The sequence below is a fragment of the Cyanobium sp. Candia 9D4 genome, assembly GCF_024346155.1.
In the GTDB taxonomy this organism is placed as follows: domain Bacteria; phylum Cyanobacteriota; class Cyanobacteriia; order PCC-6307; family Cyanobiaceae; genus Cyanobium; species Cyanobium minutissimum.
On record NZ_JAGQCK010000001.1, the window covers coordinates 77,321 to 89,840 of the forward strand.

12 protein-coding genes are annotated in these 12,520 nt (G+C 71.5%); 8 read left to right on the forward strand and 4 right to left on the reverse strand.

Annotation, left to right across the window (positions count from 1 at the left end; genetic code table 11):
* Positions 1-15: 15 nt before the first annotated feature.
* Positions 16-129: a Photosystem I reaction center subunit IX gene (locus tag KBZ08_RS00370; RefSeq protein ID WP_106220441.1), complete on the reverse strand. Its 114-nt coding sequence runs from the start codon at positions 127-129 to the stop codon at positions 16-18.
* Positions 130-141: 12 nt separating this feature from the next.
* Positions 142-651 carry a Photosystem I reaction center subunit III gene (locus KBZ08_RS00375; RefSeq protein WP_106220442.1) on the reverse strand — a complete coding sequence of 170 codons (510 nt, stop codon included), beginning with the start codon at positions 649-651 and terminating at the stop codon, positions 142-144.
* 73 nt (positions 652-724) lie between these two features.
* Here KBZ08_RS00375 and tsaD point away from each other — a divergent pair, with 73 nt between their 5' ends.
* Positions 725-1,780: a tRNA (adenosine(37)-N6)-threonylcarbamoyltransferase complex transferase subunit TsaD gene (gene tsaD / locus KBZ08_RS00380; protein WP_254970479.1), complete on the forward strand. Its 1,056-nt coding sequence runs from the start codon at positions 725-727 to the stop codon at positions 1,778-1,780.
* A 38-nt stretch (positions 1,781-1,818) separates the two neighbouring features.
* Complete coding sequence (locus KBZ08_RS00385; RefSeq protein ID WP_106220444.1) at positions 1,819-2,016, forward strand: high light inducible protein; 198 nt, start codon at positions 1,819-1,821, stop codon at positions 2,014-2,016.
* 34 nt (positions 2,017-2,050) lie between these two features.
* On the opposite strand, the gene KBZ08_RS00390 is transcribed toward KBZ08_RS00385, so the two are convergent.
* Positions 2,051-3,211, reverse strand: coding sequence for a type IV pilus twitching motility protein PilT (locus KBZ08_RS00390; protein ID WP_254970480.1), 1,161 nt, complete (start codon positions 3,209-3,211; stop codon positions 2,051-2,053).
* Positions 3,212-3,439: 228 nt separating this feature from the next.
* Here KBZ08_RS00390 and wecB point away from each other — a divergent pair, with 228 nt between their 5' ends.
* The gene (wecB, locus tag KBZ08_RS00395) at positions 3,440-4,576 is read left to right on the forward strand and encodes a non-hydrolyzing UDP-N-acetylglucosamine 2-epimerase (protein ID WP_254970481.1); all 1,137 of its coding nucleotides are present in this window, start codon (positions 3,440-3,442) and stop codon (positions 4,574-4,576) included.
* On the opposite strand, the gene KBZ08_RS00400 is transcribed toward wecB, so the two are convergent.
* A complete protein-coding gene (locus KBZ08_RS00400; RefSeq protein WP_106220447.1) occupies positions 4,573-5,631 on the reverse strand; it encodes an efflux RND transporter periplasmic adaptor subunit in 1,059 nt (352 codons plus the stop codon). The two genes, wecB and KBZ08_RS00400, sit on opposite strands and share 4 nt — an antisense overlap.
* 223 nt (positions 5,632-5,854) lie before the next feature.
* Between KBZ08_RS00400 and ychF the strand changes: the two genes are divergently transcribed.
* The 5 genes from ychF to KBZ08_RS00425 all read left to right on the forward strand — a co-directional run bounded on the left by ychF (position 5,855) and on the right by KBZ08_RS00425 (position 12,490).
* Entirely contained in the window at positions 5,855-6,946 is a 1,092-nt protein-coding gene (gene ychF, locus KBZ08_RS00405) for a redox-regulated ATPase YchF (RefSeq protein WP_106220448.1), read from the forward strand.
* A gap of 9 nt (positions 6,947-6,955) precedes the next feature.
* Entirely contained in the window at positions 6,956-7,846 is an 891-nt protein-coding gene (locus KBZ08_RS00410; protein ID WP_254970484.1) for an NAD(P)-dependent oxidoreductase, read from the forward strand.
* A gap of 62 nt (positions 7,847-7,908) precedes the next feature.
* Complete coding sequence (locus tag KBZ08_RS00415) at positions 7,909-8,640, forward strand: ABC transporter ATP-binding protein (RefSeq protein ID WP_254970486.1); 732 nt, start codon at positions 7,909-7,911, stop codon at positions 8,638-8,640.
* Between the two features lie 20 nt (positions 8,641-8,660).
* Positions 8,661-11,273 carry an ABC transporter permease gene (locus KBZ08_RS00420; protein WP_254970488.1) on the forward strand — a complete coding sequence of 871 codons (2,613 nt, stop codon included), beginning with the start codon at positions 8,661-8,663 and terminating at the stop codon, positions 11,271-11,273.
* Positions 11,270-12,490 carry a lipocalin-like domain-containing protein gene (locus KBZ08_RS00425; protein WP_254970490.1) on the forward strand — a complete coding sequence of 407 codons (1,221 nt, stop codon included), beginning with the start codon at positions 11,270-11,272 and terminating at the stop codon, positions 12,488-12,490. The genes KBZ08_RS00420 and KBZ08_RS00425 overlap by 4 nt, the downstream gene beginning before the upstream one ends.
* The last annotated feature ends 30 nt before the right edge of the window (positions 12,491-12,520 follow it).

A 12,520-nucleotide genomic window follows, 5' to 3' on the forward strand; every position in this document is an offset into this window, starting at 1 on the left:
GACCGGATCCGGTCTTCAGGGGTGGATGATCAGATCCGGGAAGAAGCGGAAGATCTCAATCGTGATGCCGGCGGTCAGGGTGAACCAGACGGCGGCCACGACGGGAGCGGTGGAGAGGAATTTCTTCATGGCTCTTGCGTATCAGCGGGGGGAAACGGTGACTTTGGAGTCGGATTCCACCAGAGCTCCGCTGGTGAACTCCTTGAGGGCCGCCAGGGGCCAGACGGCCGCTGCCAGGGTGGTCTTGAAGGCCAGGGGCAGATCGATCTGGATTTCGCGCATGGTGGCGTCCTTGCTGCCGCGGACGGCGATCAGGTAGCCGCGACCGGCCCAGCCGATCGTGCCGGCGATGTACAGGAAGAGCAGGCCGGGGATGGTGAAGTCACCGGCGTGGCTCCAGCGGCCGTCGGTGATCAGGTGGGGCAGGCCATCGGTGCCGCAGAGGGCCTGGCCGTAGTAGGCGAAACGGGCCTTGGCCTGATCCGTGCTGGCAGCGGCGGCGCGCTGCTGGAAGCGGGGGGTCTCGCTGCAGGGGGTGAGTCCGCCGATGTCGGCCCGGGCCGAGGGGGCGAAGCCGAACAGCAGGAACACGGACGCCACCAGGGCGAAGGCCCGGATGGCGAAGGAACGACTGGAGAGAAGACGGCGCATGGAGAGGGGCCGCGGGGGAACTGCCGCGGGGCAGGATGGCTCGTGCGGACAGTAGGGGAGCTCTTCCGGGAGCATGCGCACGGTTCTGGCCCTCGAAACAAGTTGTGACGAGTCAGCGGCGGCGATCGTGGCCGGTCGGCGGGTCCTGGCGGGGGCCGTCGCCTCCCAGATGGAGGAGCACGCCCGCTGGGGCGGGGTGGTGCCGGAGATCGCCTCGCGCCGCCACGTGGAGGCGCTGCCGGCCCTGATCGCCCGGGTGCTGGAGGAAAGCGGCGTGGCCATGGCCGACCTCGACGCCGTCGCCGCCACGGTGGCCCCCGGCCTGGCCGGGGCCCTGCTGGTGGGGTCGGTCACGGCCCGCACCCTGGCCCGGTTGCATGGCAAGCCCTTCCTGGGGGTGCACCACCTGGAGGGGCACCTCTGCTCGGTGCACCTGGGCGATCCCCTGCCGGAGGGTCCGTACCTGGTGCTGCTGGTCAGCGGTGGCCACACCGAGCTGATCCGCGTCGATGGCCCCGGTGCCTACACCCGCCTGGGCCGCAGTCGCGACGATGCGGCCGGTGAATGCTTCGACAAGGTGGCCCGGCTGCTCGGGCTGGGCTACCCGGGCGGACCGGCGATCGAGGCGGCGGCGGCCGGCGGCGACCCCGGCCGTTTCCGCTTTCCCAAGGGGAGGGTCTCCCGTCCCGAGGGGGGCTTCCACCCCTACGACTTCAGCTTCAGCGGCCTCAAGACGGCGGTGCTGCGCCAGGTGCAGCGGCTTGCCGCCGCGGGCGCTCCCTTGCCTGTGGCCGACCTGGCGGCGAGCTTCGAGCAGGGGGTGGCGGAAGTGCTGGTGGAGCGCAGCTGCCGCTGCGCTGTCGACGCGGGCCTGGAGACGGTGGTGCTGGTGGGGGGCGTGGCCGCCAACCGACGCCTGCGCCGCCTGATGGCGGAGGCCACCGCCGCCCGCGGCCTGTGCTGGCGCGTCGCGCCCCTGGCTTACTGCACCGACAACGCCGCCATGGTGGGCCTGGCGGCGATCGAACGGCTCGAGGCCGGGGGGCACAGCGGGATCAGCCTGGGGGTGGCCCCCCGGCTCCCCCTGGAGCTGGCCGGAGGGCTCTATGCGCCACAGCCCCCCTTTTGATGCCCCTATGGTGAGAGGGTCGCCCTAGGTCTGGCCCGATGGCCCCCGCGAATCCCCTGCCCCTCGAGCAGGTCGAATCCTCCCTCAGCGACACGGAACCCGTGTCCCAGCAGGAGCTCAACGCCTGGCGGCGGGGGTTCACCCCCCAGGCCGAGATCTGGAATGGCCGTCTGGCCATGCTCGGGCTTTCCGTCGGGCTTGGTGTACTGCTGCTGGTGCGGCTGGTGGGAGGCTGAGGTCCTGCCCGGCCCCCGGCCAGGATTTGCCGGCTCAGGTTCGACCCCGCAGCGTCTGGGCCAGCTCGCCGGGTCTGAGGCTGGCGGCTAGGGCCTCCTCGGCATGAACCCTGCCGGAAGAGACCAGATTCGCCAGGTACTGGTTGGAGGTGATCATGCCGTCAAAGCCGCTGCGGGCCATGATCGCCTCGATCTCATCGAGATTGGCCCGCAAGATGTAGTCCTTGCAGGCATCGGTGTTGATGAAGACGTCGTGGTAGGAGGCCCTTTTGCCATCCACCGTCTTGATCAGGCCCTGGGAAATCACCCCCAGGAGCGAATCGGCCACCGAACGCCGGACGATCTCCTGTTCGTCGGGGGGGTACATGCCCAGCATCCGCTCGACGGAACGCACCGCCGAGTTGGTGTGCAGGGTTCCCAGCAGCAGGTGTCCGGTCTGGGAGGCTTCGATCGCGGTGGTGAGGGTGTCCTGGTCACGGATCTCCCCCACCAGGATCACGTCGGGATCTTCCCGCAGGGCGGCGCGGAGGGCGGTCTTGAAGTGGCGGGTGTGGCTGCCCAGTTCCCGCTGGCGGATCAGGGACTGGCGGCTCTGATGCACGAATTCCACCGGATCCTCGATGGTGAGGATGTGGCGCTTCATCGTGCGGTTGATGTGGTCGATCACCGCCGCCAGGGTGGTGCTCTTGCCTGACCCCGTCGGGCCGGTGACCAGCAGCATGCCCTTGGGACGCTGGGCCAGATCCTTGAGCACCGGCGGCAGATTGAGCTCGTCGATGGTGGGAATGGCCTGGGGAATCAACCGCAGGACCATCGCCGGGCCCTGAAGGGATTCGAGCAGGTTGATGCGCACCCGCACGAAGCCGAAGGCGAAGGAGCCGTCGTATTCCTTCTGCTGGAAGAAACGATCGATCTGGGCCGGCTCCAGGATCTCCCGCAGCCAGTCGCGGAAGGTGTTGCCATCGGTCACGCCCAGGCCGGCCAGGATCATGTCGCCGCGGCTGCGGAACCGGGGCTCCTCCCCGACGCCGAGGTGGATGTCGGAGAAGTTGCGCTCGAAGGCCACCCGAACGATCTGCTCCAGGGTCGGCGGGGATCCACCCTCCGCCGACATCGGCATCGCCTCGGCGAAAAGGGAGCCCCTGGGCTGAACGCCCACGGGGGGTGGTGGCGGTGGCGGGTGGGACTGGGACATCGAGGAACGCGGCTGGAGCGCGGGGCGATCCCGCTGGTGAAATCCGTTGAGCGAATCCGCGTCGGGCGGATCCGCTGAGACCTGGGCGAATGCGCCGAAGGCTGTGTCGCTCCGGGCCGGATCCTAGGGGCGGATTTCGATCTGTGGACACGGGGCCGAGCGGTGCCGCGCAGGGCGGGGGAAGCGCTGAACCCGGGCTGCCTAGGATCCTCCGACCCGCGTCGGCCCGTGTCCCCACAGCCTCTGGTCAGCATCGTTCTGGGCACACGCCCCGAGGCCATCAAGCTGGCTCCGGTGATCCTGGCCTTCCAGCGGTCGCCGGACTTCCGCACCCGCGTTGTCCTCACGGGACAGCACCGCGAGATGGTCACCCAGGTGATGCACCTGTTCGGCCTCGCCGCCGACCATGACCTGGCCCTGATGGCCCCGAAGCAGACCCTCACCCACGTCACCTGCGCGGCCCTGCAGGGACTGAAGCAGGAGTTCGAGTCGCACCGCCCCGATCTCGTGCTGGTGCAGGGCGACACCACCACCGCCTTCGCCAGCGCCCTGGCCGCCTTCTACGAGCAGATCCCGGTCGGCCATGTGGAGGCGGGCCTGCGCACCGACGACCTGCTCGACCCCTTCCCCGAGGAAGCCAACCGCCGCCTGATCTCCCAGCTGGCCCGCCTGCACTTCGCCCCCACGGCCCAGTCGGCGGCGAATCTGCGGGCCTCGGGGGTGGTGGGCGAGATCCTCACCACCGGCAACACGGTCATTGATGCCCTGCTGCTGATGGCCCGCTCTGCCCCCGACTGGGACCTGCCCGGCCTCGACTGGCAGAACCAGCGGGTGCTGCTGGCCACCGTGCACCGCCGCGAGAACTGGGGCGAGCGCCTCCAGGACATCGGCCGGGGCTTCCTGGCCCTGCTCGACCGCTTCCCCGACACCGCCCTGCTGCTGCCGCTGCACCGCAACCCCACGGTGCGGGAGCCCCTGCAGGCCCTGCTCGGCTCCCACCCCCGCGCCTTCCTGATCGAGCCGCTCGACTACGACCGGCTGGTGGCGGCGATGCGGGGCTGTACGCTGCTGCTCACCGATTCGGGCGGTCTGCAGGAGGAGGCCCCCGCCCTGGGCAAGCCCGTGCTGGTGCTGCGCCGCACCACCGAGCGACCCGAAGCGGTGGCGGCGGGCACGGCGAAACTGATCGGCACCGACAGCGACGCGATCCTCAGCGAGGCCAGCCGGCTCCTGGAGGACCCACAGGCCTACGGGGCCATGGCCCAGGCCCACAATCCCTTCGGTGACGGGGCGGCCAGCGGCCGGATCGTGGAGGCGGCCCGCCGCTTCCTGGGCCTGGCCCCCCTCAAGGCAAGCGGCTCCTAGGGGCGCTTCTTGGCCCAGGGGGGCAGATCGATGAACACCCGGGTGCCGCTCTCCAGGCCCGAGAGGATCTGGGTGTCCTTGCCGCTGCTGGCGCCGAGCTCCACGGGCTGGAAGGTGGGCTCCTGGCCCTTGCCCACCAGCAGCACCCCCGGCCGGCCGTCCTCCGTGACGATGGCGACGGTGGGCACCACGGTCCGGGCCTGAAGGGTGCCGGTCTGGAAGTCGATGTCGGCGGTCATGCCGATGCGCAGTTCCGGGGCCGGATCGGTCAGCTGCAGCTTCACTTCGAAGGAGGTGACGTTGTTGGTCTTCACCGCCCGCGGGGCGATCTGGCGCACGGTGGCCTGGAAGCGACGGTCGGGGAAGGCATCGACGCGCACGCTGGCGGGCAGTCCCACCCGCAGACGGCCGATGTCGCTCTCGGGCACCTTGGCGACCACCTCCAGCCCTTCCGAGAGCTCCACGATCGAGGAGCTGGTGGCGCCGGCGGTGGCCGACGCGGTGGTGGTGGGGGTGACGAAGGCGCCCGGTTCGGCGTAGCGCTGGCTGATCACCCCATCGAAGGGGGCCCGCACGATCAGTTCGTCCTTCTCCACCATGCGCTGCCTCAGCCGTTGCCGGGCGGCGGCGGTGGCCAGGCGCCGCACCTCCGCCTCCGAGCGGAAGCGGTTCATGGTGTCGAGGCTGATGGCCCCCTGGCGGAACAGGGGTTCGTTGCGGCGCAGCTCGCTGTCGCTGCGGCGCTGTTCCGACTCCGCCGACTGCACGTTGGCCTGCAGTTCCATCAGCCGGTCGCGCAGGTCGCCGTCATCCATCAGGGCCAGGGGCTGGCCCCGGCGCACCGTGTCGCCCTCGTCGACCATCAGCTCCAGCAGCACCCCCTGGCGCTTGGGGCTGACATTCACCCGCTTGACGGCATCGAGCTCGCCGCTGGCGGTGATCACCCCGGGCAGGGAGCCCTCGCGGGCCACCACGGTGAAGGGGGCCAGATCGCGGCCGGCCTGCTGGCGCTGGCGCTGCCAGAGGCCGGCCGTGGCGAGAAGGGCCAGGCCCACCGCCAGGCCGATCCAGAGGCGGCGGCGGCGGCCGCGGCGCCGGCCCTTCGGCGGCGCGGTCGGGGGCGGGGGCGCGTCCTGGGTGGGGGCGGGGGCCGGCGGCAGGGGGGTGATGGCGGGAATGGGCCGGCGAATCGCTGCCGTCAGTTTCGCCTGTCTGCGCGAGGGTTGTGGATGGCGGGTGACCGAAGGGCCCCGTCCGGGCGCCCCCTACATTTCCCCCATGCTCAAAGCCGGAATCGTCGGGCTGCCCAACGTGGGCAAGTCGACCCTCTTCAACGCCCTGGTGGCCAACGCCCAGGCCCAGGCGGCCAATTTCCCCTTCTGCACCATCGAGCCCAACGTGGGGGTGGTGGCGGTTCCCGACGAGCGCCTGCAGAAGCTCTCCGATCTCTCCAGTTCCAAGGAGATCGTGCCGACACGGGTGGAATTCGTGGACATCGCCGGGCTGGTGCAGGGGGCCAGCCAGGGAGAGGGACTCGGCAACAAGTTCCTGGCCAACATCCGCGAAGTCGATGCCATCGTCCACGTGGTGCGCTGCTTTGAGGACGATGACGTGATCCACGTCTCCGGCAGCGTCGACCCGGTGCGGGACGCCGAGATCATCAACCTGGAGCTGGGCCTGGCGGATCTGGCCCAGATCGAGAAGCGGCGCGAGCGGCTCAAGAAACAGATGCGCACCAGCAAGGAGGCCGCCGAGGAGGACGGTGCCCTGGCCCGGCTGCAGGCGGAGCTGGAGCAGGGCGGCGCCGTGCGGCGGGTGAGCCTGAGCGAGGAGGAGCAGGCCCTGGTGCGCAACCTGGGCCTGCTGACCGGCAAGCCGATCATCTACGCCACCAATGTGAGTGAGGACGACCTGGCGGACGGCAATGCCTGGGTGGCCGCCGTCGAGGCCCTGGCCGCCCGGGAGGGGGCTGAAGCGGTGCGCATCTCCGCCCAGGTGGAGGCCGAGCTGGTGGATCTGGCCGCCGAGGAGCGCGCCGACTACCTGGCCGGTCTGGGTGTCAGTGAGGGCGGGCTGCAGAGCCTGATTCGCGCCACCTATCGCCTGCTGGGCCTGCGCACCTACTTCACCACCGGCGAGAAGGAGACCCGGGCCTGGACGATCACCGCCGGCATGACCGCCCCCCAGGCGGCCGGTGTGATCCATACCGATTTCGAGCGCGGCTTCATCCGTGCCCAGACCATCGCCTACGCCCAGCTGCTCGAGGCCGGCACCCTGGCCGAGGCCCGCAACCGGGGCTGGCTGCGCAGCGAGGGCAAGGAGTATGTGGTGGCCGAGGGCGATGTGATGGAGTTCCTGTTCAACGTCTGACGACGCCCCGTGGCTACACCCGTCGGTTTCATCGGCCTCGGGGCCCTGGGCGCGCCGATGGCGGCCAACCTGCTGGCCCAGGGCTTCCCGCTCACGGTCCATAACCGCCATCGGGAGCGGGAGCTGCCCCTGGCCGTCGCCGGGGCCACACGGGCAGCCACGCCTGCGGCGGCGGCCCGGGGCGCCGCGGTGCTCGCCCTCTGCCTGAGCGACGACGCGGCGGTGGCGGCGGTGCTGCTGGGGGAGGGGGGCGACGCCGCCGCCGCCGCTGTGGAGGGCCTGGTCCCCGGCGCCCTGGTGGTCGATTTCTCCACCATCGCCCCCGCCACCTCCCGGGCCATGGCGGACGCCCTGGCCGCCCGCAGCGTGGCCTATCTGGATGCGCCGGTGACCGGCGGCACCGAGGGGGCCCGGGCCGGCACCCTCGCGGTGCTGGTGGGGGGAGCGGCCGCCGACCTGGAGCGGGCCCGGCCGGTGCTGGAGGCCGTGGGCCGGACGATCACGGCGATCGGTCCGGTGGGGGCGGGCCAGGCGGCGAAGGCCGTCAACCAGGTGCTGGTCGCGGGCAGCTACGCGGCGGTGGCCGAGGCCATGGCCCTCGGGCAGCGGCTCGGCCTGCCGATGGAGGAGGTGCGGCAGGCGCTGGTGGGTGGGGCCGCCGGCTCCTGGGCCCTGGAGCACCGCGCCGGCGCCATGCTCCGGGGTGAATTCCCGCTCGGGTTCCGGCTGCGGCTGCATCGCAAGGATCTGGCGATCGCCCTGGAGGCCGCCTCCGCCGGGGGCCTGGGGCTGCCGGTGGCCGAGCTGGTGGCGGCGATGGAGGACGACCTGATCGCGGCGGGCCATGGCGACGAGGACGTGTCGGCCCTGGCCCGCTGGTTCAGCGCCCGCTCCCGGTGAGCGACGCGGGCTCCCTACCTTGGTTCGGCTCCTGTGGTGGTGGCCGCCAGGCCGTTGACTGAATGCCTGATGCGCCCCTTGACGCGCCCCCGGCCTCCGCGATCGAACTGCGGGGGCTCAGCAAGCGGTTCCAGGAGGGGGAGAGCGAGCGGACGGTGCTGCAGGCCGTCGACCTGACCATCGCCCCCGGCCAGTTCGTCGTCCTGCTGGGCCAGAGCGGCAGCGGCAAGAGCACCCTTCTGCACCTGATCGGCGGCATCGACACCCCCTCCTCCGGCAGCGTGGGCATCGGCGGGGTGGACCTGACGGCCCTCGGCGAGCGCCACCGCACCCTGTTCCGCCGCGACCACATCGGCTTCATCTTCCAGTTCTTCAATCTCATCCCCACCCTCTCGGTGCTGGAGAACGTCACCCTGCCCGGTGAGCTGGCGGGTCGGCCCCGGCCGGCCCTGGAGACGGCCGCCCGCGATCTGCTCGCCCGGGTGGGCCTGGCCGACCGCGCTTCCACCAGGCCCGACAAGCTCTCCGGCGGCCAGCAGCAGCGGGTGGCCATCGCCCGCGCCCTGCTGCACCAGCCCCTGCTGATCCTGGCCGACGAGCCCACCGGCAACCTCGACGAACACACCGGCGAGCAGGTGCTGGAGCTGCTGATCGATCTCACCCGCCAGCAGGGCCGCACCCTGATCATGGCCACCCACAACGGGGCCATCGCCGGCCGGGCCGACCGGGTGCTGCGGGTGCAGGACGGCCACCTGCTCGAAGCGTCCGCCCCTGCGGCTGCGGTGGCGGCATGAGCCAGGGGGAGGCACCGCCCGTGGTCCGCAACGGGCCCCTGTGGCGTCTTGCGGCCCGGCGCTGGCGCCGCCGACCGCTCCAGTACCTGCTCTGCATCCTGGGCATCGCCCTGGGGGTGGCGATGCTGGTGTCGATCGATCTGGCCAGCGGCTCGGCCCAGCGGGCCTTCTCCCTCTCCACCGATGCCATCACCGGCCGCACCAGCCATCGGCTGGTGGCGATCGGTCCCGGTGGCGTCCCCGACGCCACCTTCGTGGCGCTGCGCCGCCGCTTTCCGGAGATCCCCGCCGCGCCGGTGATCGAGGCCTACGGCCGGGCCGAGGAGCTGGACGGGGAACTGCTGCGGCTGGTGGGGGTCGATCTGTTCAGCGAGGGTCCGTTCCGCGGCCTCCTGGGCGGCGACGGCGATGGCCAAGGCGGAGGCGGGAAACCCGGCGGCAGGGGCTTCGTTCCCTTCCTCACCGAGCCCGGCACGGCGGTGATCGCCGCCGAGACCGCCGAGCGCTACGGCCTCCACCCCGGCGCCGCCGACGCCTCCGGCACCCTGCATCTCGATCTGGGCGGGCGGACGTCGGCCCTGCGGCTGGTGGGCAGCGTCAGCAGTGATTCGGCCCTGGAGCGCCGTGGGCTGGAGACCCTGCTGCTGGTGGACATCGCCACCGCCCAGGACCTGCTCGCCCCCGCCGGCGCCGCTGCGGCCCCGGCCCTGGGCCACATCGATCTGATCCTGGAGGGTCCCGCCGAGGAGCAGGCCATCCGCACCTGGTTGCCCGCCGGGCTGAAGCTGGAGACGGCGGCGGCCCGTGGCAATGCCGTGCAGCAGATGACGGCCGCCTTCGAGCTCAACCTCACCGCCATGAGCCTGCTGGCCATGGTGGTGGGTATCTTTCTCATCTACAACACGGTGACCTTCAGCGTGGTGCAGCGCCGCAGCCTCTTCGGTGTGCTGCGCTGCCTGGGGGTGACCCGGGGCCAGCTGTTCACGCTGATCCTGGGGGAGGCGGCCCTGTTCAGCCTGGTGGGGTCCCTGCTGGGCCTGGTGCTGGGGGTGGTGCTGGGGCGCACTGTCGTCGGCCTGATCACCCAGACGATCAACGACTTCTACTTCGTGGTCTCGGTGCGGCAGATCAGCCTCTCGGGATTCACCCTGGCGAAGGGGCTGCTGGTGGGGGTGGCTTCGGCCCTGGTGGCCTCGGCCCTGCCCGCCTGGGAGGCGATGGCCACCCCGCCGCAGATGACCCTGCAGCGTTCCAGCCTCGAGGCCGGCTGGCAGCGGCTGCTGCCCTGGTTCCTGCCGGCCGCCGCCTTCAGCGGCGGCCTGGGGGTGCTGTTGCTGCGCTGGGACAGCCGCGGCCTGGTTCCCGCCTTCGCCGGCCTGTTCGCCCTGCTGATGGGGGCCGCCCTGCTGATGCCGCCCGTCCTGGCCGCCGTCATGGGGATTCTGGGCCGGGCGGGCGGGGGCTTCGGGGTGGTGGCCCGCCTCGCCCCCCGTGACATCCTGCGCTCCCTCAGCCGCACCGCGGTGGCCGTGGCGGCCCTGATGGTGGCGGTGTCGGTGATCGTGGGGCTCTCGATCATGATCGGCTCCTTCCGGGGCACGGTGGTCACCTGGCTCGACCAGACCCTCCAGGCCGACCTGTTCGTCTCTCCGCCCAGCACCACGGCCAACCGGGTGCTGGGCAAGGTGGATCCCGCCATCGTCCGGGCCGTCGCGGCGCGCCCCGACCTGCGGGCCCTGGTCACCTACAACAGCTTCGACGTGCACCTGGTCGACCAGGACCGGGACATCACCCTGATCGCCGCCGGTGGCGACGTCTCCGCCGGCCGGCGCCCCTACGCCTGGGTCCGCCCGGGCGTTGACGATCCCTTCGCCGCCCTGGCAGCCCGCGAGGGGGTGATTCTCTCCGAGGCCGTCTACCTGCGCGATGGCCAGGGCGCCATCCCCGAGCAGGTCAGGCTCGAAACCCCTGACGGCGAAAGGAGCTTCCCGGTGGTCGCCGTCTTCTACGACTATTCCTCCGACCGCGGCAGCTTGCTGATGGACCGCTCCCAGGTGGCGGAGCTCTGGCACGACGACAACGTCGCCTCTCTGGGGCTGTTCCTGGCCCCGGGCGTGGAGCCCGAGGCGGTGGCCGCCGACCTGCGGGAGGGTTTCCGCAGCCGCCAGAGCCTGCTGGTGCAGACCAACGGCGCCCTGCGGCAGGGATCGCTGGAGATCTTCGATCGCACCTTCGCCATCACCGGCGCCCTGCAGCTGCTGACGGTGCTGGTGGCCTTCATCGGCATCTTCAGCACCCTGATGAGCCTGCAGCTGGAGCGGGGCCGGGAGTTCGCCGTGCTGAGGGCCGGCGGCATGACGCCCCTCCAGCTGGGGCGCCTCACCCTGCTGGAGACCGGCCTGATGGGTCTGCTGGCCGGCACCTGCTCGATGCCCCTGGGCTACGGGCTGGCCTGGGTGCTGGTGCATGTGATCAACGTGCGCTCCTTCGGCTGGACCCTGCAGATCGCACTGGAGCCCCGCTTCTTCGTCCAGTCCCTGCTGGTGGCGGTGGGGGCGGCGCTGCTGGCGGGCCTCTACCCGGCCCTGCGCCTCGGCCGCATGAACATCAGCGAGGCGCTGCGGCAGGAATGAAGCACCCCCATCCCCTGCGCACCCTGCTGGCCCTGGTGGCCGTGCTGCTGCTGGGCCTGGCCGGAGCGGCACCGGCCGGGGCCAGCAGCGGCATCCGCTGGGGGGAGACGCCGGAACCCGTGGGGTTCGTCCGGGCCTTCAGCCCGCGTCGCTGGCAGTTCCCCGCCGACTTCGGCCCCCATCCCGAGTACCGGACCGAGTGGTGGTACTACACGGGCAATCTGGAGGGCGACGACGGTCGCCCGTTCGGCTACCAGCTGACGTTCTTCCGCCAGGCCCTGGCCCCCGACGGCCCAGCCGCACCCGACGGTTCAGCCACCTCTCAAGCCCCAGCTGCCCCCGCTGAGCCTGGGGCTACGGCCACGAGCGCCGGTTCCCCGTGGCGCACCCCCCAGGTCTTCTCTGCCCATTTCACCGTCAGCGACATCGCCGCCGGTTCCTTCCTCCAGGAGGAGCGCTTCGCCCGCGGCGCCCTGGGGCTGGCTGGGGCCAAGGCCGATCCCTATGCGGTCTGGCTCAACGACTGGCGCATCAGTACCGAGGGACCCGACCGGGTGCGCCTCCAGGCCGGCACCGACGCCATGGCCATCGACCTGAGCCTTCGCCAGAGCCGGCCCCCCGTGCTCCAGGGCCAGGACGGCCTCAGCCGCAAGGGGACCGAGCCGGGCAAAGCCTCCCACTACTACTCCCTGGTGCAGCAGCCCAGCGAGGGCACCATCACGGTGGCGGGCCGCACCTACGCCGTCCGCGGCGTCAGCTGGAAAGACCATGAGTTCTCCACCAGCGTTCTCAGCCCCGGCACCGTCGGCTGGGACTGGTTCTCCGCCCAGTTCGAGGACGGCTGCGCCCTGATGCTCTACGGCCTGCGCCGGGAGGACGGCGGCAAGGAGCCCTTCAGCGGCGGCCGCTGGATCGCCGGCGATGAGGCGGTGGAGCTCGGCGCCGACGACTATGTGCTCACGGTGAAGCGCACCTGGCGGAGCCCCCACAGCGGTGCCACCTACCCCGCCGCCTGGACGCTCACCATTCCACGGCTGGAGCTGGAGCTGGCGATCACGCCGCAGATGGCCGATCAGGAGCTGACCACGGCCTCGGCCACCTACTGGGAGGGTGCGCTCCGCTACGGGGGCCACCGCGGCGAGCGGCCGCTGCGGGGCCGCGGCTACGGCGAGCTCACCGGCTACGTCGACCGCCTCGATGGCCTGCGGGGTGGGTGATCGGCGAGGATGGGCCCAGCAGGAGCGAAG